Raw genomic sequence first — 17,864 nt, 5'->3', positions numbered from 1 at the left:
TGCCAAGCGCTCGTTTGTCAGAGCCCCAGCTTGTCGAGATCGGCGGCCGAATGCCGCTCGGCCAGTTGCTCGTTCTCCGGCCCGTAAGTGCGGTTGACGCTCCATCCGCGCTTCACCGCCCGGCGCTCCCAGATCTGATCGGCCCAGCGCTTGACGTTGGCATATTCCGACGCGCCGACGAACTCGTCCGCACCCTCGTAGATGCGTCCGCGCACCACCGATCCATACCACGGCCAGATCGCGATATCGGCGATGCTGTAGTCGTTGCCCGCGATGAACTCGCTTTGCGCCAGCCGCTGGTCGAGCACCGACAGCTGCCGCTTCACTTCCATCGTGTAGCGATCGATCGCATATTCGATCTTCACCGGCGCATAAGCGAAGAAATGCCCGAACCCGCCACCCAGGAGCGGGGCCGAGCCCATCTGCCAGAACAGCCAGCTCAGCGTTTCCGCCCGACTGGTGCCGAGCAGGGCGCCGAACTTCTCCGCCAGATACAGCAGGATCGCCCCGCTCTCGAACACCCGCACCGGCTCAGGCCCGCTGCGATCGACCAGCGCCGGGATCTTGCTGTTGGGATTGATCCCGACGAAGCCGGAGCCGAACTGGTCGCCCTCCATGATGTCGATCCGCCAGGCATCATATTCCGCCTGGTCGAACCCCGCCGCCAGCAGTTCCTCGAGCAGGATGGTTACCTTCTGCCCGTTGGGGGTACCGAGGCTGTAGAGCTGCAGCGGATGCTCGCCGACCGGCAGCTCCTTGTCGTGGGTCGCGCCAGCGACCGGCCGGTTGATCGCGGCGAAGCGCCCTTCGGCGGGCTTGGGGGTCCATACCTTGGGCGGCACGTAATCGGTCATCTTGAGGCTGCTCCCTGTCTGTCATGCCGCCACATGGGGTCGCCGCCCGCCCCGCCAAGAGGTCACCCCGATGTTCCTGCCTTCCCATGTAGGACTATAAGTGGCATCGCCGCCCCATGCGGGGCCGCATCCACTCTCTCGACACCTCGGCAAGGTTGGAAGCCTCGCTTTTCCGCAACGTCACACATACCCCCGCCACCGGTGACCTTTGTGACCTTGTTCATCTTCGGGTTTTGAATTGATGGCGAAAATCCTGCTCATCGTCGGCGGCGGCATTGCGGCGTTCAAGGCTGCCGAACTGATCCGCCTCGCACGCCGCCACGGGCATGAGGTGACTCCCGTCCTGACTGCCGGCGGCGCGCATTTCGTCACGCCCATGACCCTCGCCGCGCTCGCCGAAAGCCCGGTCTACACCTCGCTGTGGGATTTGAAGGACGAGACGGAGATGGGCCACATCCAGCTCAGTCGCGCCGCCGACCTCGTCCTCGTCTGCCCCGCCACCGCCGACCTTCTTGCCAAGATGGCCGCAGGCATCGCCGACGACCTCGCCACCACCTTGCTGCTCGCTACCGACAAGCCGGTCTTCGCCGCGCCGGCGATGAACGTCCGCATGTGGCTGCACGAGGCGACGCAGGCCAATGTCGCGACTTTGCGCGCACGAGGCGTCACCGTGATCGATCCCACCGAAGGCGCGATGGCCTGCGGTGAATACGGCCCCGGCCGCCTGCCCGAACCGGCCGACATCCTCTCCCACCTCTTTCGACACCCCGGACTTGATCCGGGGTCCCGCTTCTCGCCTGAGGAGCAAAAGGAAGAAGCGGGATCCCGGGTCGAGCCCGGGATGACGGTTGGAAAAGACCTCACCGGCAAGCACATCCTCGTCACCGCCGGCCCCACCCACGAACCGATCGACCCCGTCCGCGTCATCGCCAACCGCTCGTCGGGCCGCCAAGGCTTCGCCATCGCCGCCGCCGCCGCCGCCCTCGGCGCGCGCGTCACCCTCGTCGCCGGCCCGGTCGCCCTGCCCACCCCGCCCGGCGTCGCCCGCATCGACGTCGAGACCGCCGACCAGATGCTCGCCGCGGTGGAAAGCGCGCTCCCCGCCGACGTCGCCATTCTCGTCGCCGCCGTCGCCGACTGGAAAGTCGAGGCAAGCCCGTCCAAGCTCAAGAAATCTGCCGGTCCGCCCCAGCTCCGCTTCGCGCCCAATCCAGACATTCTGGCGACACTCGGCACCCATCCCGACCGCCCGCGCCTGCTGATCGGCTTCGCGGCCGAAACCGACAACCTCCTCTCCAACGCCGCGTCCAAGCGCACCGCCAAGAACGCCGACTGGATCGTCGCCAACGACGTTTCCGGCGACGTCATGGGCGGCGCCTCCAATCACCTCCATCTCCTCACCGCTGACGGCACCGAGGATCTGGGCGCAGGCTCCAAAGAAGTCCTCGCCCGCACCCTCCTCGCCCGCATCGCCCAGGACCTCGCATGATCCGCATCCAGATTACCCGCCTTCCCCACGGGGAAGGCCTGCCGCTCCCCACCTACGCCACCGCCCACGCCGCCGGCATGGATGTCGTCTCGGCCGAAGACCTCGACCTTCAACCCGGCCAGCGCCACGCGGTCGCCACCGGCCTGCGCATTGCCATCCCCGAAGGCTATGAGGTTCAGGTCCGCCCCCGCTCGGGCCTTGCACTGAAACACGGCATCACGGTCCCCAACACGCCCGGCACCATCGACGCCGACTATCGCGGTGAACTCAAGGTCATCATGATCAACCACGGGACCGAGCCCTTCCCCGTCCGCCGCGGCGAGCGCATCGCCCAACTCGTCCCCGCCGCCGTGACCCAGGCGCAGTGGGACGAGGTTGCCGAGCTCGACGAGACGGTCCGCGGCGAAGGTGGTTTCGGGAGCACCGGGCGGTGAACACCACGTCGTCCCGGCGCAGGCCGGGACCTCAGGCGACCCACGCCTTTTTCACGGAGGCCCCGGCCTCCGCCGGGGCGACGCGCTGATGCTCTCCGACGAAGAACTCACCCGCTACGCCCGCCAGATCGTCCTCCCCCACCTCGGCGGGCCGGGCCAGCAGCGCCTCAAGGCCGCGCGTGTCGCGGTGGTCGGAGCCGGCGGGATCGGCGCAGCGGTCATTCCGGCGCTGGCAGGCGCGGGCGTCGGCCGCGTCACCATCATCGATCCCGACACGGCGGACCTGTCCAACCTTCACCGCCAGCCGATCTACCGCTCGCGCGACGCGGGCGAGCCCAAGGCCGCGCTTGCCGCCCAGTTCGTCCGTCGTCTCAACCCCTTCGTGGAAGTCGCCGGGGTCGAACAGGCGATCACCAGCGCCAACGCCGCCGCCCTGCTCTCCGGCCACGACCTCGTCATCGACGGCACCGACAATTTCGCCACTCGCCTCGCGGTCAGCGATGCCTGCGTCGCCGCCTGCCTGCCGCTCCTCAGCGCCGCCGCCGCGCAGTGGCAGGGCCAGGTCGGCCTGTTCACCGGCCGCCCCTGCTACCGCTGCTTCGTCGGCGATGCCTTCGACGCCGACGATTGCGACAATTGCGCCGAGCTTGGGGTCACCGGCGCGCTGACCGGCCTCGCCGGCAACCTCGCCGCCCTCCTCGCTTTGCGCTTCCTGGCCCAGGCGGGCGAGGTGAAGGCGGGCACCGTTCACCTGATCGACGGCCTCGCCGCCACCCAGCGCCCGATCCGCATCACCGCGGATCCGGGCTGCCGGGCCTGCGGCGCTACGCCTTCTTCGCCGCCGCTTTCTTAGGAGCCGCCTTCTTCTTGGCCGGGGCTTTCTTCTTGCCCTTGGCCGGCCCCTTCGCCGCCTTGGCATCGATCAACGCCACCGCCTCGTCCAGCGTCACCGCCTTGGGATCGGCCGACTTGGGCAAGGTCGCATGGGTGGTCCCGTCGGTGACATAAGGCCCGAACCGCCCTTCCATCACCTTCAGCTCCTTGGCGCTCTCGGGGTGAGCCCCCAGCACCGCCAACGGCTCCCGAGCGGCCCCGCGCCCCCGACCCCCGCCATTCGCCGCATCGGCCAGCTTGGCGACCGCCGCGTTCATGCCCGTCTCGAACACCTCGGCGGTGCTGGTCAGCCGGGCATATTTGCCCTGATGCTGCAGATACGGCCCATAACGCCCGATCGACGCCGTGATCATCTCACCCGTCTCCGGATGCGCTCCGATCTCGCGCGGCAGGCTCAAGAGCTGCTTTGCCCAGCCGAGATCGATCTGTACGTCCTTCGGGATCGACGCTCGCTTCTCGCCCTGCTCGACATACGGCCCGAACCGCCCGGTCTTGAGCATGATGCCTTCGCCGAGGTCAGCCGGCTCGCTGGTGGTCGCTGCCGCATCGCCGCCCTGCCCGAACTTCCGGGTGAACTTGCATTCCGGATAATTGGAGCAAGCCACGAACGCGCCGAACTTGCCCCCGCGCAGCGCCAGCCGCCCGTTGCCGCACGCCGGGCACAGCCGCGGGTCCGAACCGTCGCCTTTGTCGGGGAACAGCCACGGCGACAGAAATTCGTCGAGCGCCGCGGTCACTTCCGACGGCTTCTGCTCCATCACCTCGCCCGCCTTGGGCTTGAAGTCGCGCCAGAACTCCTCGAGCAGCTTGAGCCAGGCCATCCGCCCGCCCGACACGTCGTCCAGCTCTTCCTCGAGCTCGGCGGTGTAATCGTAGCTGACGTATTTCTCGAAGAAGCGCTCTAGGAACGCCGTCACCAGCCGCCCGCTCTCCTCGGGAATGAAGCGGTTCTTCTCTACCCGGACGTATTCGCGATCCTTCAGCGTCTGTAGCGTCGCGGCATAGGTCGACGGCCGGCCGATGCCGAGCTCCTCCAGTCGCTTGACCAGGCTCGCTTCGGAATAGCGCGGCGGCGGCTGGGTGAAGCTCTGCACCGCATCGACGCCAAGCTTCTCCGGCCGGTCGCCCTTGGCGAGGTGCGGCATCTTGGCGCCATCCTCGTCCTCGGCCTTTTCATCGCGGCCCTCTTCGTACAGCGCGAGAAAGCCGGGGAAGAGCGTCACCTGCCCCGTCGCGCGCAGGCGGGCTCGGTCGCTAGCCAATTCGACCGTGGTCCGTTCCAGCCGCGCCGCCGCCATCTGGCTCGCCAGCGCGCGGTTGAGCACCAGTTCGTAGAGCCGCTGGTGGTCGCCGCTCGCAGCCCTCTCCTTCGAGAAGTCGGTCGGCCGGATCGCCTCGTGCGCCTCCTGCGCGTTCTTCGCCTTGGAGGTGTAGACCCGCGGCTTGTCGGGCAGGTGCTGCGACCCGAACCGATCGGACACGGCCTTGCGCGCCGCGCTGATCGCCTCGCCCGCCATCTGCACCCCGTCGGTCCGCATGTAGGTGATGAGGCCGTCCTCGTAGAGCTGCTGCGCCACCCGCATCGTGTGACTGGCCGAAAAGCCAAGCTTCCGCGCCGCTTCCTGCTGCAGGGTCGAGGTGGTGAAGGGCGGCGGCGGATTGCGGGTGAACGGCTTGGTTTCGACGCTCGCCACCGCGAAGTGCCCCGCCTCGACCGCCTTCTTGGCCTCGGTCGCCGAGCCCTTGTCGCCAAGCGTCAGCTTGTCGAGCTTCTTGCCATCGAGCTCGACCAGCCGCGCGGTGAACTCCTGTCCCGTCGCCGCGAAGCGCGCCGACACGGTCCAATATTCCTGCGCGGTGAAGCGCTCGATCTCGGCCTCGCGGTCGACGATCAGGCGCAGCGCCACCGATTGCACCCGGCCCGCACTCTTGGCCCCCGGCAGCTTGCGCCACAGGATCGGCGAGAGGGTGAAGCCGACCAGATAATCCAGCGCCCGGCGCGCCCGGTAGGCGTCGATCAGGTCGTGGTCGAGCTCGCGCGGCGCCGCCATCGCCTCCAGCACCGCCGACTTGGTGATCGCGTTGAAGGTCACCCGCCGGACGTCCTTGGGCAGCGCCTTCTTCTTGGCCAACAGCTCCCGAACGTGCCAGCTGATCGCCTCGCCTTCGCGGTCAGGGTCGGTCGCGAGGATCAGCGAGTCGGATGCCTTGGCGGCATCGGCGATCGCCTTCACCTGCTTGGCCTTGTCGCCATAGACCTCCCAGTCCATCGCGAAATCCTCGTCCGGGTTCACCGACCCGTCCTTGGGCGGCAGGTCACGGACATGGCCGTAGCTCGCCAGCACCTTGTGACCGGGCCCAAGATATTTCTCAATGGTCTTGGCCTTGGCCGGAGATTCGACGACGACAAGCTTCACTGAACCCAAACTCCCTCACGTATACGCACGAGGGTGGAGAGCCGGTAGCAAGGGCGTCAAGTCACTTGCCAATTCGCGAGGACGAAATGACAAGAGGCGACGCTTTCGAGGGGAGTAACGTGTTTCTGTCTGTTGTCGCACTGCTGATCGCTCCGGCTCCACCTTTGCAGGCTTCGCGGCCTGCTCTTCCCGGCTTCATCGTCGGGTACAAGGCCGAACTAGGCGGCGGTTCGCTTTTGGAGGAGGTTCCAACTGGTGAGACCGTCCAGAAGTGGACCCGAATGGTCACCACTCAGAAGTTCGAGAACATCGCCTATCGGCTCTCACCCGACCGAATGATGGGAAGTCTCGCGACCAACTACATGACCACATGCGTCGGCGGCACTGCTACGGAAGTTGGCCGCGATGGCGACTTCAGCACGGTACGGGCGGATTGCCCGAAAAATCCGCAAACCGGATTGCCGGAAACGATGTTGGCCCGAGCGATCGCCGACGAAGGTACGCTGCACGTCTTTCAGGTCGCTTGGCGAAGGGTTCCGACCGCGGCGGACCTTGCTTGGGGTGAAGCTTACCTCAAGGGGATCAAGCTTACGCCTGCAGGCTGACCTTGCCCCCAGCATGACGGTCGAGACGCCCGGCAAGGTCAAGCTCCAGGAGAACAAGTTGCACCGCGCCGGGCTCCATCCCCGACAGCCGGACGATCTCGTCCACGGGAACCGGCGACGGTCCAAGTAGCTCTTCGATTCGCGACCGCTCGGACTCGTCCGGCTCGACAGGAAGGGCAGGTGAATAGCTGAAAAGGTCCCGCCCCGATCGTACGCCGCCCAGCCCTGGGCGGATCGCCTCCAGCACCTCGGCCGCATTCTGCACCAGAGTCGCGCCTTCGCGGATCAGGCCGTTGCAGCCTTGTGCGCGTGGATCGAGCGGACTGCCCGGCACCGCCAGCACCTCGCGTCCCAGCTCGCCCGCCAGCCGCGCGGTGATGAGCGAGCCCGAGCGTGGCGCCGCTTCCACCACCAGGGTCGCGGGGCACAGGCCGGCGATGATGCGGTTGCGATAGGGGAAGTGGCGGGCTCTCGGCTCGGTGCCGGGCGGCATTTCTGCCAGCACCAGCCCTTGGCTCGCCATCTCGCGCTGCAGCCGCTCGTTCTCGGGCGGGTAGAAGATGTCGAGCCCGCCGGCGATCACGCCGATGGTGCCTGTCGCCAACCCGCCTTCGTGCGCCGCCGCATCGATGCCCCGCGCAAGCCCCGACACCACCACCACGCCCTCTCGCCCGAGATCGTGCGCCAGACCCCGTGCGAAGCGGCAGGCGGCAGCGCTGGCATTGCGGGCACCGACGACCGCCACGCTCGGCCGCTCGAGCAGCGACAGGTCGCCGATCGCAGTCAGCAAGGGCGGCGCATTGTCGCTCTCGGCCAGCAGCGGCGGATACAATCCCTGGCCGAAGCTGAGATAGCGCCCGCCGAGCGCTTCCACCTGCGCCATCTCCCGTGCCGCCTGTTCTTCGGTGCACAATGCTGGCCGGCGCCCGCCGCCGCGCGTCGCAAGGTCGGGCACGGCGTTCAAGGCCGCCTCGGCGCTTCCGAACCGCGCCAGCAATTGCCGGAACGTGATGGGCCCAATGCTCTGGCTGCGGATCAGCCGGATCCGCGCGAGAAGATCGGGCGGGTTCAAGCCTTGGACCGTCCCACCCGCGGCTCGGTCCCGGCGCGCAGTCGGACGAGATTGGCGCGGTGCTGCCACACGACCAGCACGGCGAAGGCCGCCAGCATGGTCGTGAGCTCGGGCCGTCCCATCAACGCCGCCGCGATCGGCGCGCTCACCGCCGCGCTCATCCCCGCGACCGAACTGATCCGAAGCATCAGCAGCAGTCCGATCCACACTGCGGCGTAGATAGCGGCAATCGGCCAGGCGAGGCCGATCAGGATGCCGAGCAGGGTTGCGACGCCTTTGCCGCCCTTGAACCGTAGCCAGACGGGATAAAGATGCCCGACCAGCGCCGCCCCGCCGGCGATCCGTCCGGCTCCGGGCCATAGATACTCAGCCAGCAAGACCGCCGCCGTGCCCTTAAGCGCATCGAGAATCAGAGTCGCCGCCGCCAGCCCCTTGGATCCCGTCCGAAGTACATTGGTGGCACCGATATTGCCGCTGCCGATGGCGCGGATGTCGCCCTTGCCGAACAATCGCGTCAGGATCAGTCCGAACGGAATGGAACCCAGCAGATAGCCGAGCGCGAGGGCGAGAAGCAGGGACGAGGACATTGCGCCAAAGCCTAACACCGCCAAGCGCGAGAGCAAGGTACAAGCCGACCGCAGTTTGCCGCGCCCCGCCGCCCGGCTAGATCGAACCCCATGATGCTTCAGCGAACGACGACCGACGAGCGCGCGACCTCCGTTGCGCGGCTGACGCCCAAGGAACGCGAATGCCTCGACCGCTGGCTCGCCCATGCCACCGCCAAGGAAATCGCGCTCGACCTCGGCATCACGCACCACGCGGTCGAGAAACGCTTGAAGTCGGCGCGGGCCAAACTCGGCGTCAGCTCGACGCTGGAGGCCGCCCGGATGCTCGCGGCGGCGGAAGGGTACGGGCAGGCCGTATCCCAATCGTCGGAGCTGGCACAAAGCGAACCGGAGGCTCAGGTCGGTGCGGTCGATCCGGTTGCCGCGACTGTCTCGCGGCGCAATCCTGCCCGGATCGCGATGGGAGTTTTGTGTATGTCGATACTCGCTCTGTCCGCCTTGCTGCTGTCCGGGTCGCAGGTTTCCGGAACCGCCCCGCAAGCTGCTTCGGCCGCGCCTCGCGTCATCACGGTTAATCGCTCGCCCAACCAGAAGGTCGAACTCGATAGCGCCTTACGTAAAGCCTTCGCGGCTCTTGATCGCGATAACGACGGCGTGCTTGCCGGCGCCGAATTGAGCGGGGCCAAGTTTCGCGTGCTGCGCATGAATGCCGCCAATGCCGCCTCGAACCCCGAGGGCAATAACGGCCTGAAAGGCTTGGATGCCGACAGGGACGGCCGGGTGACCCGTGACGAATTCCTGACGGGCATGACCGCGATGACCCGAAGCCAGACCTCCGCGCGCTAATTGACCTGACGACGGGGAGCGGCCAATCGCGGCAGGCCGTGGATGCCGCCGCTCCCCTTCTCTTTTTCGATTCCGGTGTCGGGGGCCTCAGTGTCCTCGAACCCACCCGCGCCCTGCTGCCGACCGCGCCGATCGTCTACGTCGCCGACAGCGCCGCCTTTCCCTATGGCACCCGTTCGGAAGCCGAGATCGCGGCGCGTGTCCCCGCGTTGCTGGGCCGCCTGACCGAACGCTTCCGCCCCCGCCTGGCGGTGATCGCCTGCAACACGGCCTCGACCATCGCCCTGCCCTTCGTCCGCGCCGCCCTCGACATTCCGGTGGTCGGCACCGTTCCCGCGATCAAGCCTGCGGCCGAGCAAAGCCGGACCCGCGTCATCGGCGTGCTCGGCACCGAGGCCACCGTTCGCCAGCCCTATGTCGACGACCTCGCCGCCCGCTTCGCCGCCGACTGCACGGTCCTTCGCCATGGCTCGGCCGACCTCGTCCAACTCGCCGAAGCCAAGCTGGCGGGCGAGGCGATCGATCCGGCCGCCGTCGCCGACGCTGTCGCGCCGCTGACCGGTCAGGACATGGATGTGGTGGTGCTCGCCTGCACGCACTTCCCGCTGCTGGCCGAAGAGCTTGGCAAGGCGCTTCCAGGCGTCGCGCAAGTCGACGGCGGCCCTGGCATCGCGCGGCGCATCGCCTCTCTGACCGCCGGGCAATCATGGCCGGTTCAGCCAACCCCCGGCATCGCGGTCTTCACGGGGGGTGGACCGAATGTCCAATTGGCGGCGGCGCTCGCCCGCTTCAATCTGGGTGACATTCGGCACGTCTGACTTTGCGAGTCGTTTGCATTGGCCTTGTGCCCAAAGTCTTTGTATTGGCTCGCGCGAGCACGAGGGACACTTTGGATTACCAATCCATCTTTCAGGCAGCGATCGATCGGCTGCACGATGAAGGGCGCTACCGCGTCTTTATCGATATCCTGCGCAACAAGGGGTCGTACCCCAATGCGCGCTGCTTCGCGGGCCACAACGGTCCCAAGCCGATCACCGTGTGGTGCTCGAACGATTATCTCGGCATGGGCCAGCACCCGTCGGTAGTCGCCGCGATGGAAGAAGCGCTGCACGACGTCGGCGCCGGCTCGGGCGGCACCCGCAACATCGGCGGCAACACGCATTACCATGTCGCTCTCGAGGCCGAGCTCGCCGACCTTCACGGCAAGCAGGCCGCGCTGCTGTTCACCTCGGGCTATGTGTCGAACGAAGCCGCGCTGTCGACGCTCGGCAAGCTGCTCCCCAACTGCATCATCTTCTCCGACGAGCTCAATCACGCGAGCATGATCGCTGGCATCAAGAATTCAGGCTGCGAGAAGAAGATCTTCCGCCACAACGACCTCGCCCATCTCGAGGAATTGCTTGAGGCTGAAGACCCGGACCGGCCCAAGCTGATCGCGTTTGAGAGCGTTTATTCGATGGACGGCGACGTCGCCCCCATCGCCGCCATCTGCGATCTTGCCGACCGGTTTGGCGCACTGACCTATCTCGACGAAGTGCACGCCGTAGGCATGTACGGCGCGCGCGGTGGAGGCATTTCGGAACGCGATGCGGTCGCCGACCGGGTGACCATCATCGAAGGCACACTCGGCAAGGCCTTCGGCGTGATGGGCGGCTATATCGCGGCCGACCAGAACATCGTCGACTGCATCCGCAGCTACGCGCCGGGCTTTATCTTTACCACGTCGCTATCGCCGGTGCTGGTCGCCGGCGCGCTCGCCAGCGTGCGTCACCTCAAGGCCTCCGCCGAAGAACGCGCCGGCCAGCAGGCCGCCGCCGCGATGCTCAAGCGCAAGTTTGCTGACGCTGGCCTGCCGGTGATGGAAAGCGTCACCCACATCGTGCCGCTGCTAGTCGGCTGCCCGGTCAAGGCCAAGCGGATCAGCGACATCCTGCTCGCCGAATACGGTTTCTACGTCCAGCCGATCAATTACCCGACCGTCCCCCGCGGCACTGAGCGCCTGCGCTTTACCCCCGGTCCGACCCACACGGCGGAAATGCAGGACGAGCTGACCGGCGCGCTCGCCGAAATCTGGGACCGGCTGGAGATGCGGCAGGCGGCCTAGCCGCCGGTCGCGCTACAGCCAGAGCCGGGGTGCTAGGCGACGCATGAGGGCGCGTAGACGCTCCTTGCGCAGGTAGGACGGGCTCGAATAACTTTCCCCGGTCCGGCCGTTGGTGCCCCTCAGCACCGGCTGAATGCGGAAGCGTGGGACAATGCCTTTCGGATCCTGCCGCCATGCCGCATAAGCGCGTTCGAAAAACGGCTTTTCGAGCGTAAATCCGCCATCATAGCGCCCTTCGAAAAAGTGCCGGTATCCTGCAATACTGAATGACAGGACGCGCAGATCCATCCAGCGATTGCCGCCCAGTCGCTCGCCGATCAGGGGCACGTTGCGAAGATCGCAATAGAGATCATATGTCTCGGGCGCGGTGCGGATCATGTCCGAGATGTTGAGCACGTGATGGCGCCCGGTCACCTTCCAGAATTTTGCTTCTGTCGAGAACCGACCGCCCTCGACGAGTTGCTTCATCCCGGCATCGATCATCAGGAATTCGCCGAAGCCCTTGCCCCGCGTGTGGTCATAATCGGCCGTCGTATTGATGAATGCGAAGGATTTGGCCGATCCGCTGTTCTCGTAAAGCGCTCGAAACGGCTCAGCGGACGCGCCCGAATTCTCGAGGATCACGACCGACTGAATGATGTCGTCTGGCTGGGCGAGATAGTGGGACAGGGCCTTTAGATACTCATCGCGTCGAATCGCGGCATCGTTATTCGCCGAGCCGGGCATCGTGCTACTCGGCGACACCGTTGCAGTCAGAAGAACGACAACCTCGCCCGATCGCTTACCCACCAATACCCACCCTTGTCAGTCCCGCCTGCGCGTCAGCGTATCAGCGCCCACCCGCTCAGACCACAGCACAACGCGAGGCCGACGCTTAGCGGTATTCGCAGTTGCATCCACCAGCGCGGAGCGAGCCGTCGCCGCACTAGCAGCCAGTCGACCGCCAGGACCGCGATCAGCGCCCCGGCCAGAGCGAACAGCGCCGCCGGCGGCTGGAAGGAGAAGATCGCCGCCCAGCCCGCCAGCGCCGGCAGCACCGACACGGCAAGCAAAAACGCACTCGGCCGTTCAGCTCTGCTGACGAACCCCCACCACGTGCCCCCAAGGAAGCTCAGGATGATCGCGGCATAGGTCAGGACAAAGCCGGGCATCGAAGGCGCAAACAGTCCGAGGTCGAGCAGGGCCCCCGCGGTCAGTCCGATCGGCGGGATCAGCCCGGCAAGGCCGAGCAACAGGGCTGACAAGGGAACGCGCATCGCCCATTCATGCAATGCCACGGAAGCGAAGGCCAGCCTGTCCTACGGACCAACCTTTTGCTAGGGCCGGGCAATGCTTTCCTCGCCCCTCTTCACCCCTGCAGCACCCAGCGAGAGTGACCCAAATTGGGGCGAAGTGGACGAAGTGGACCCTATGTCTTTTTCGCCTGTCCGCCCGTTCCACTCCCAAGCCCGATGGCATCTCCTCGCCCGGCTTGCTAGGGGCGCCCGGTGATCATCGCGCTCGCCTCGGACCATGCCGGTGTCGGCCTCAAGGACCAGCTTCGCGACTGGCTGCGCGAGGCTGGAAACTACGTTCTCGATCTCGGTACCAACGGCCCGGAAAGCGTCGATTATCCGCGCTTCGGCAAGCTGCTGGGCGAGGCGATCGCCGCCGGCAAGGCGGAGCGCGGCATCGCGATCTGCGGCTCGGGCATCGGCATCTCGATCGCGGTCAATCGCAATCCCGCCTGCCGCTGCGCGCTGGTCAACGAGCCGCTGTCGGCCGCGCTCGCCCGCGAGCATAACGACGCCAACGTCCTTGCGCTTGGCGCCCGGCTGACCGGCATCGACCTTGCCAAGGCCTGCGTCAGCGCCTTCCTCGACACCCCCTTCGCCGGGGGCCGCCACGCCGCCCGCGTCGACCTCCTTTCCGCGCCAACCGGAGACTGACCCATGGCCACCGCCGCCAATCTGAACGACGTCCAGCCGCAGGGCTTCTTCACCCGCGCCCTTGCCGAGGCCGACCCCGCGGTCGCCGCCGCCGTCGGCGACGAACTGAAGCGCGAGCAGACCCAGATCGAGCTGATCGCGTCGGAAAACATCGTCAGCCGCGCGGTTCTCGAAGCGCAGGGCTCGGTCTTCACCAACAAATATGCCGAAGGCTATCCCGGCCGCCGTTATTATCAGGGCTGCCATCCCTCGGACGCGGTCGAGCAGCTCGCCATCGACCGCGCCAAGCAATTGTTCGGCTGCGGCTTCGTCAACGTCCAGCCGCATTCGGGCGCGCAGGCCAACGGCGCGGTGTTCCTCGCCCTGCTGCAGCCCGGAGACACCATCCTCGGCATGAGTCTCGCTGCCGGCGGCCACCTCACCCACGGCGCCCCCCCGGCGCAGTCGGGCAAGTGGTTCAACGCGGTGCAATATGGCGTGCGTGAGGAGGACCATCTGGTCGACTTCGACGGCGTCGAGCGCCTTGCGCTGGAGCATAAGCCGAAGCTCATCATCGCCGGCGGCTCAGCTTACCCGCGCATCCTCGATTTCGCCCGCTTCCGCGCGATCGCCGACAAGGTCGGTGCCTATCTGATGGTCGACATGGCCCACTTCGCCGGCCTCGTCGCCGCCGGAGCCCACCCCTCGCCCTTTGGTCACGCGCATGTCGTCACCACCACCACCCACAAGACCCTGCGCGGCCCGCGCGGCGGCATGGTGATGACCGATGACGAAGCGATCGCGAAGAAGATCAACTCGGCGGTCTTCCCCGGCCTTCAGGGCGGTCCGCTGATGCACGTCATCGCCGCCAAGGCGGTCGCCTTCGGCGAAGCGCTCCAGCCCGATTTCAAGACATACGCCCGCGCGGTCATCGCCAACGCCCAGGCTCTCGCCGGCCGCCTCAAGGAACGCGGTTCCGATCTCGTCGCCGGCGGGACCGACACGCACCTCGCGCTGGTCGACCTCCGCCCGCTCGGCATCACCGGCAAGGACGCCGACGAAAGCCTCGAGCGCGCCGGTATTACTTGCAACAAGAACGGCATCCCGTTCGATCCACTGCCCCCGCTCAAGACCAGCGGCATCCGCGTCGGTTCGCCCGCCGGCACCACTCGCGGCTTCGGCGAGGCCGAATTCCGCGAGATTGCCGACATGGTCGCCGACGTGCTTGATGGCCTCAAGGCCAATGGCGTCGACGGCAACGGCGCGGTCGAGCGCCAAGTGAACGAGCGCGTCCGGGCGCTGTGCGCCCGCTTCCCGATCTACCAGGACTGAAATGCGCTGTCCCTTTTGCGGTGATCTCAGTTCGCAGGTGAAGGACAGCCGCTCGTCGGAAGACGGCGCCGCAATCCGCCGGCGCCGTCAATGCGACGGCTGCGCGGCCCGCTTCACGACATTCGAGCGGATCCAGTTGCGCGATCTGGTGGTGATCAAGCGCGACGGCCGGCGTGAGGCGTTCGACCGGGCCAAGCTTTCCCGTGCCATCGGCCATGCCAGCGCCAAGCGGGACATCAGCCCCGAAAAGATCGAGCGCCTGGTGTCCGGCATCCAGCGCCAGCTCGAAACCCGCGGCGACGAGGTTCGGGTCGAGGAGATCGGCGAAAAGGTGATGGCGGGTTTGAAGACCCTCGACCACGTCGCCTACATCCGCTTCGCCTCCATCTATCGCGACTTCTCCGAAGCCAGCGACTTCGCCGAAATCGCCGAGGAAGTGGGCGAACCACCCGAGCCGGGCAAATTGCTGTGAGCAGCGCCCCGCCGCCGATCATCGTCCTGGTCCGCCCGCAACTCGGCCAGAATATCGGCAAGGCAGCACGGGCGATGTTGAACTTCGGCCTGACCGAAATGCGCATCGTCGCTCCACGCGACGGCTGGCCCAACCCCGACGCCGGCCCTGCGGCCAGCGGCGCCGACCTCGTGCTCGAACGGGCGCAACTGTACGACACCGTGGCGGAAGCACTCGCCGACTGCAGCCAAGTCTTCGCCTCAACCGTCCGCAAGCGCGACATCGTAACCCCGGTGGTTGGGCCCGAGGAAATGGCGCAGGCGATCCACGGCCAGCCCGGTCGCTCCGCTATCCTGTTCGGCCCGGAACGCTCAGGCCTTGCGACCGAGGACGTGGTTCTCGCCAGCCATATCGTCACCGTGCCGATCAATCCCGAGTTCGGGAGCCTCAACCTTGCGCAAGCGGTGATCCTGCTCGCCTATGAATGGTCACGGCAGGCGACCTTGGTGCAGCCGACCCGCTTCGAGGTCGAGCCCCGCGCCCCGCAGGCCGAGCTCGACGGGCTGATCGAGCATCTCGACGGCTATCTGGCCCAGGTGAACTACTTCAATCCGCCCGAGCGCATTCACGCCACACGCAACACCATCCGAACCATTTTCACCAAGCCGGGCTGGTCGAGCCGCGAACTGAAGGCGGTGCGGGGGATCATCCGCGCCATCGCTCAGCCGCGGATCCGGTCGAACTCCTCGAATTCGTAAGCGATCGAGGCTTCGATCAATTGCTCGTAGAGGCCGGCAATCAGGCTCCGGTCGAGCCCCGCTTCGTCGGCCGCTGCATCGACATTCGCCAGCACCTGCGCCTTGCGCGCTTCGTCCCGCACCGCTTCGCGGCCGGGCTTGATGCGTGCGGCGGCTTCCATGTAGCCGAAGCGCAGCGCGAGCAGGTCGACGATGGCGCGGTCAACCTCGTCGACGCCGGCGCGGACCTCGGGCATGGTGGTGCAATCTTCGGGATCGAGGGGTTCGCTCATGCCTGCGGCCATGGCCTCCCGGCTTGACCTTCGCAACCCCTTCGCCTAGGGGCGCGCCTCCGCAATTGGCTCCGCACTCCGGTGAAGCGGTGGCCCTGCCCTGACCTGTCAGCAAGCAGCGCGGTTCCGGAACACGACTGAAACGCAATTGAAGGAATACCAATGTCGAAGCGCTCCAGCGCCAAGTACAAGCTCGACCGCCGCATGGGCGAGAACGTCTTCGGACGGCCCAAGAGCCCGGTTAACAAGCGCGAATATGGCCCCGGCCAGCACGGACAGCGCCGTAAGGGCAAGATGTCGGACTTCGGCATCCAGCTGCGCGCCAAGCAGAAGCTCAAGGGCTATTACGGTGACGTCACCGAGAAGCAGTTCAAGCGGACCTTCTTTGAAGCCAGCAAGATGAAGGGCGACGCGTCGCAGAACCTTATCGGCCTGCTCGAGCGCCGCCTCGACATGATCGTCTACCGCGCCAAGTTCGCGCCGACGATCTGGGCTGCCCGCCAGCTCGTCAGCCACGGACACATCCGCGTCAACGGCGTGAAGTGCAACATCGCCAGCCGCCGCGTGAACGTCGGCGAGGTGATCGAGCTCGGCCCCAAGGCGCAGGAAATGGCGCTGGTCATGGAAGCGCAGAGCCTGGCCGAGCGCGACATTCCCGAATATGTCACGCCGGACGGCAACACCAAGGTGACCTACACCCGCGTGCCGACCCTCGACGAGGTGCCTTATCCGGTCCGCATGGAACCGAACCTCGTGATCGAATTCTATTCGCGCTAAGTCTTTTTAGATTGATGCGATACGAAAAGGGCGGTCCTCGCGCAAAGGGCCGCCCTTTTTGGCATTGCGGGGTAGAGAATTCAGCCGCCCGATTTTCCGATCGTATCGGACAGTAGTCGGGCAGATCGTAACAGCATGAGCGCCCGCGCGTCATTGTCTTCCAGGCCGTGATCCAGCCCCTTGAAGATCACCAATTCGCTCTGCTTTCCAGCGCCTTTGAGAGCGCTGTCCATCTTTTGCGACTGAGTGAGCGCGACGTTCAGATCAAGGTCCCCGTGGAACATCAGAACGGGCGCCTGGATGCGACCGGCTTGCCGTGCCGGTGACCCGTCTTCGAGAAAGGTGCCCGATCCGATCCAGCGGCGCGTGACGGAATTGCTGGTGTACTGATCGAATTGGGAGCGCAGCATCGGAATATCGGTCACCGGGGCAATGGCGACCACCGCCTTGAACAGGGCCGGTTCGGTCGCTGCTGCCTGCAAGGCCGCATAGCCGCCGTATGACCATCCGACGATGGCCATCCTGTTCAGGTCACCTACCCCGGTGCGGGCAACATGGCGCCCGGCGTCGACGATGTCGTTGATTGCCGTTCGCCAGTTCTTGAACCCGTTTTCGTTTTCCCAACTTTCGCCATAACCCGCCGAGCCGCGGAAGTTCGGCTGGATCACCGCATAGCCTTGCGACGCGAAAAATTGCGGAAGTCAGTCGAAGCCCCATTCGTCCCTCGCGGCTGGACCTCCGTGGGGAAGAATGACGATTGGCAGCCCGCGACCCGCCTCCCTGCCCGGCGGCAATGTCAGGTAAGCGGGAACCGCGACCCCATCCCTGGCCGTATAGGTAATGCTCTGCACCGAAGCCAAGGCGCGCTGCTCGAGCTCTGGCCGCGACGGTAAGAGCTGGCCGAGTTTCTTGGTGGCTTTGTCGAAGAGCAGATACCGTCCCGCGTCATTGTCGGCGCCGGCATGAACCAAGACCTTGCTGCCATCCTCGCTACTGTCGACGAGTTGAATTTGCGACAGCTTCGGCAATGCTCGACCGGGCGCATCGACGAGCCCTTTGCTTGCCGGATCGAAATAAGTCACTTCG

20 protein-coding genes and 1 pseudogene are annotated in these 17,864 nt (G+C 66.2%); 12 read left to right on the top strand and 9 right to left on the bottom strand.

The window, feature by feature from the left end; translation table 11 throughout:
* Nucleotides 1-17: 17 nt before the first annotated feature.
* Nucleotides 18-854, bottom strand: coding sequence for a glutathione-dependent disulfide-bond oxidoreductase (yghU, locus tag V6R86_RS07440; protein ID WP_338503321.1), 837 nt, complete (start codon nt 852-854; stop codon nt 18-20).
* 241 nt (nt 855-1,095) lie between these two features.
* On the opposite strand from yghU, the gene V6R86_RS07435 reads away from it, so the two are divergent.
* The 3 genes from V6R86_RS07435 (at nt 1,096) to V6R86_RS07425 (ending at nt 3,630) form a co-directional block, all read left to right on the top strand.
* Nucleotides 1,096-2,343 (top strand): bifunctional phosphopantothenoylcysteine decarboxylase/phosphopantothenate synthase, encoded by a 1,248-nt coding sequence (locus V6R86_RS07435; RefSeq protein WP_338503319.1) that lies wholly within the window; start codon nt 1,096-1,098, stop codon nt 2,341-2,343.
* Entirely contained in the window at nt 2,340-2,777 is a 438-nt protein-coding gene (gene dut / locus V6R86_RS07430; RefSeq protein WP_338503317.1) for a dUTP diphosphatase, read from the top strand. The genes V6R86_RS07435 and dut overlap by 4 nt, the downstream gene beginning before the upstream one ends.
* Before the next feature lie 88 nt (nt 2,778-2,865).
* Entirely contained in the window at nt 2,866-3,630 is a 765-nt protein-coding gene (locus tag V6R86_RS07425) for a HesA/MoeB/ThiF family protein (protein ID WP_338503315.1), read from the top strand.
* Here V6R86_RS07425 and topA read toward each other — a convergent pair.
* Nucleotides 3,602-6,088, bottom strand: coding sequence for a type I DNA topoisomerase (gene topA / locus V6R86_RS07420; RefSeq protein ID WP_338503314.1), 2,487 nt, complete (start codon nt 6,086-6,088; stop codon nt 3,602-3,604). The two genes, V6R86_RS07425 and topA, sit on opposite strands and share 29 nt — an antisense overlap.
* Nucleotides 6,089-6,207: 119 nt before the next feature.
* Between topA and V6R86_RS07415 the strand changes: the two genes are divergently transcribed.
* The gene (locus tag V6R86_RS07415; protein WP_338503313.1) at nt 6,208-6,693 is read left to right on the top strand and encodes a hypothetical protein; all 486 of its coding nucleotides are present in this window, start codon (nt 6,208-6,210) and stop codon (nt 6,691-6,693) included.
* On the opposite strand, the gene dprA is transcribed toward V6R86_RS07415, so the two are convergent.
* Nucleotides 6,677-7,765, bottom strand: a complete 1,089-nt coding sequence (dprA, locus tag V6R86_RS07410) for a DNA-processing protein DprA (RefSeq protein ID WP_338503312.1) — start codon at nt 7,763-7,765, stop codon at nt 6,677-6,679. The two genes, V6R86_RS07415 and dprA, sit on opposite strands and share 17 nt — an antisense overlap.
* On the bottom strand, nt 7,762-8,352 hold the full coding sequence (gene plsY, locus V6R86_RS07405; RefSeq protein ID WP_338503311.1) for a glycerol-3-phosphate 1-O-acyltransferase PlsY: 591 nt from the start codon (nt 8,350-8,352) through the stop codon (nt 7,762-7,764). Before plsY ends, dprA begins: the two co-directional genes overlap by 4 nt.
* 90 nt (nt 8,353-8,442) lie before the next feature.
* Here plsY and V6R86_RS07400 point away from each other — a divergent pair, with 90 nt between their 5' ends.
* The 3 genes from V6R86_RS07400 to hemA all read left to right on the top strand — a co-directional run bounded on the left by V6R86_RS07400 (nt 8,443) and on the right by hemA (nt 11,281).
* Complete coding sequence (locus tag V6R86_RS07400; protein WP_338503310.1) at nt 8,443-9,177, top strand: LuxR C-terminal-related transcriptional regulator; 735 nt, start codon at nt 8,443-8,445, stop codon at nt 9,175-9,177.
* Nucleotides 9,178-9,215: 38 nt separating this feature from the next.
* On the top strand, nt 9,216-9,995 hold the full coding sequence (gene murI / locus V6R86_RS07395; RefSeq protein ID WP_338503309.1) for a glutamate racemase: 780 nt from the start codon (nt 9,216-9,218) through the stop codon (nt 9,993-9,995).
* 71 nt (nt 9,996-10,066) lie between these two features.
* Nucleotides 10,067-11,281, top strand: a complete 1,215-nt coding sequence (hemA, locus tag V6R86_RS07390) for a 5-aminolevulinate synthase (protein WP_338503308.1) — start codon at nt 10,067-10,069, stop codon at nt 11,279-11,281.
* 12 nt (nt 11,282-11,293) lie between these two features.
* On the opposite strand, the gene V6R86_RS07385 is transcribed toward hemA, so the two are convergent.
* Nucleotides 11,294-12,070: a hypothetical protein gene (locus tag V6R86_RS07385; protein WP_338503307.1), complete on the bottom strand. Its 777-nt coding sequence runs from the start codon at nt 12,068-12,070 to the stop codon at nt 11,294-11,296.
* Nucleotides 12,071-12,102: 32 nt separating this feature from the next.
* Complete coding sequence (locus V6R86_RS07380) at nt 12,103-12,537, bottom strand: DUF3429 domain-containing protein (RefSeq protein ID WP_338503306.1); 435 nt, start codon at nt 12,535-12,537, stop codon at nt 12,103-12,105.
* Between the two features lie 231 nt (nt 12,538-12,768).
* Between V6R86_RS07380 and rpiB the strand changes: the two genes are divergently transcribed.
* Genes rpiB through V6R86_RS07360 form a run of 4 tightly spaced genes read left to right on the top strand, consistent with a single transcriptional unit; the run spans nt 12,769 to nt 15,729 of the window.
* On the top strand, nt 12,769-13,209 hold the full coding sequence (gene rpiB / locus V6R86_RS07375; RefSeq protein WP_338503305.1) for a ribose 5-phosphate isomerase B: 441 nt from the start codon (nt 12,769-12,771) through the stop codon (nt 13,207-13,209).
* A gap of 3 nt (nt 13,210-13,212) precedes the next feature.
* Nucleotides 13,213-14,520 (top strand): serine hydroxymethyltransferase, encoded by a 1,308-nt coding sequence (glyA, locus tag V6R86_RS07370; protein ID WP_338503304.1) that lies wholly within the window; start codon nt 13,213-13,215, stop codon nt 14,518-14,520.
* A 1-nt stretch (nt 14,521) separates the two neighbouring features.
* A complete protein-coding gene (gene nrdR / locus V6R86_RS07365) occupies nt 14,522-14,992 on the top strand; it encodes a transcriptional regulator NrdR (RefSeq protein WP_338503303.1) in 471 nt (156 codons plus the stop codon).
* Entirely contained in the window at nt 14,989-15,729 is a 741-nt protein-coding gene (locus V6R86_RS07360) for an RNA methyltransferase (protein ID WP_338503302.1), read from the top strand. Before nrdR ends, V6R86_RS07360 begins: the two co-directional genes overlap by 4 nt.
* Here V6R86_RS07360 and V6R86_RS07355 read toward each other — a convergent pair.
* Nucleotides 15,693-16,001 (bottom strand): chorismate mutase, encoded by a 309-nt coding sequence (locus tag V6R86_RS07355; RefSeq protein WP_338503301.1) that lies wholly within the window; start codon nt 15,999-16,001, stop codon nt 15,693-15,695. The genes V6R86_RS07360 and V6R86_RS07355 overlap by 37 nt on opposite strands.
* A 162-nt stretch (nt 16,002-16,163) precedes the next feature.
* Here V6R86_RS07355 and rpsD point away from each other — a divergent pair, with 162 nt between their 5' ends.
* On the top strand, nt 16,164-16,778 hold the full coding sequence (gene rpsD, locus V6R86_RS07350) for a 30S ribosomal protein S4 (protein WP_338503299.1): 615 nt from the start codon (nt 16,164-16,166) through the stop codon (nt 16,776-16,778).
* A gap of 80 nt (nt 16,779-16,858) precedes the next feature.
* Here the strand turns inward: rpsD and V6R86_RS07345 are convergent.
* A pseudogene (locus V6R86_RS07345) lies at nt 16,859-17,461 on the bottom strand (alpha/beta hydrolase family protein); the annotation flags it as partial.
* Nucleotides 17,462-17,479: 18 nt separating this feature from the next.
* Entirely contained in the window at nt 17,480-17,860 is a 381-nt protein-coding gene (locus tag V6R86_RS07340; protein WP_338503296.1) for a hypothetical protein, read from the bottom strand.
* Nucleotides 17,861-17,864 lie beyond the last annotated feature (4 nt).

Origin of the sequence: Sphingomonas kaistensis (assembly GCF_036884275.1) — a bacterium.
GTDB lineage: Bacteria > Pseudomonadota > Alphaproteobacteria > Sphingomonadales > Sphingomonadaceae > Sphingomicrobium > Sphingomicrobium kaistense_A.
The sequence above is the reverse complement of the archived record's forward strand: the minus strand, read 5'-3'. Positions and strand labels throughout refer to the sequence as shown.

Bases quoted from the DNA above. Each gene is read 5' to 3' on its own strand.
- yghU (WP_338503321.1), bottom strand. From the start codon at position 854: ATGACCGATTACGTGCCGCCCAAGGTATGGACCCCCAAGCCCGCCGAA.
- V6R86_RS07435 (WP_338503319.1), top strand. From the start codon at position 1,096: ATGGCGAAAATCCTGCTCATCGTCGGCGGCGGCATTGCGGCGTTCAAG.
- dut (WP_338503317.1), top strand. From the start codon at position 2,340: ATGATCCGCATCCAGATTACCCGCCTTCCCCACGGGGAAGGCCTGCCG.
- V6R86_RS07425 (WP_338503315.1), top strand. From the start codon at position 2,866: ATGCTCTCCGACGAAGAACTCACCCGCTACGCCCGCCAGATCGTCCTC.
- plsY (WP_338503311.1), bottom strand. From the start codon at position 8,352: ATGTCCTCGTCCCTGCTTCTCGCCCTCGCGCTCGGCTATCTGCTGGGT.
- V6R86_RS07400 (WP_338503310.1), top strand. From the start codon at position 8,443: ATGATGCTTCAGCGAACGACGACCGACGAGCGCGCGACCTCCGTTGCG.
- V6R86_RS07380 (WP_338503306.1), bottom strand. From the start codon at position 12,537: ATGCGCGTTCCCTTGTCAGCCCTGTTGCTCGGCCTTGCCGGGCTGATC.
- glyA (WP_338503304.1), top strand. From the start codon at position 13,213: ATGGCCACCGCCGCCAATCTGAACGACGTCCAGCCGCAGGGCTTCTTC.
- nrdR (WP_338503303.1), top strand. From the start codon at position 14,522: ATGCGCTGTCCCTTTTGCGGTGATCTCAGTTCGCAGGTGAAGGACAGC.
- V6R86_RS07355 (WP_338503301.1), bottom strand. From the start codon at position 16,001: ATGAGCGAACCCCTCGATCCCGAAGATTGCACCACCATGCCCGAGGTC.
- rpsD (WP_338503299.1), top strand. From the start codon at position 16,164: ATGTCGAAGCGCTCCAGCGCCAAGTACAAGCTCGACCGCCGCATGGGC.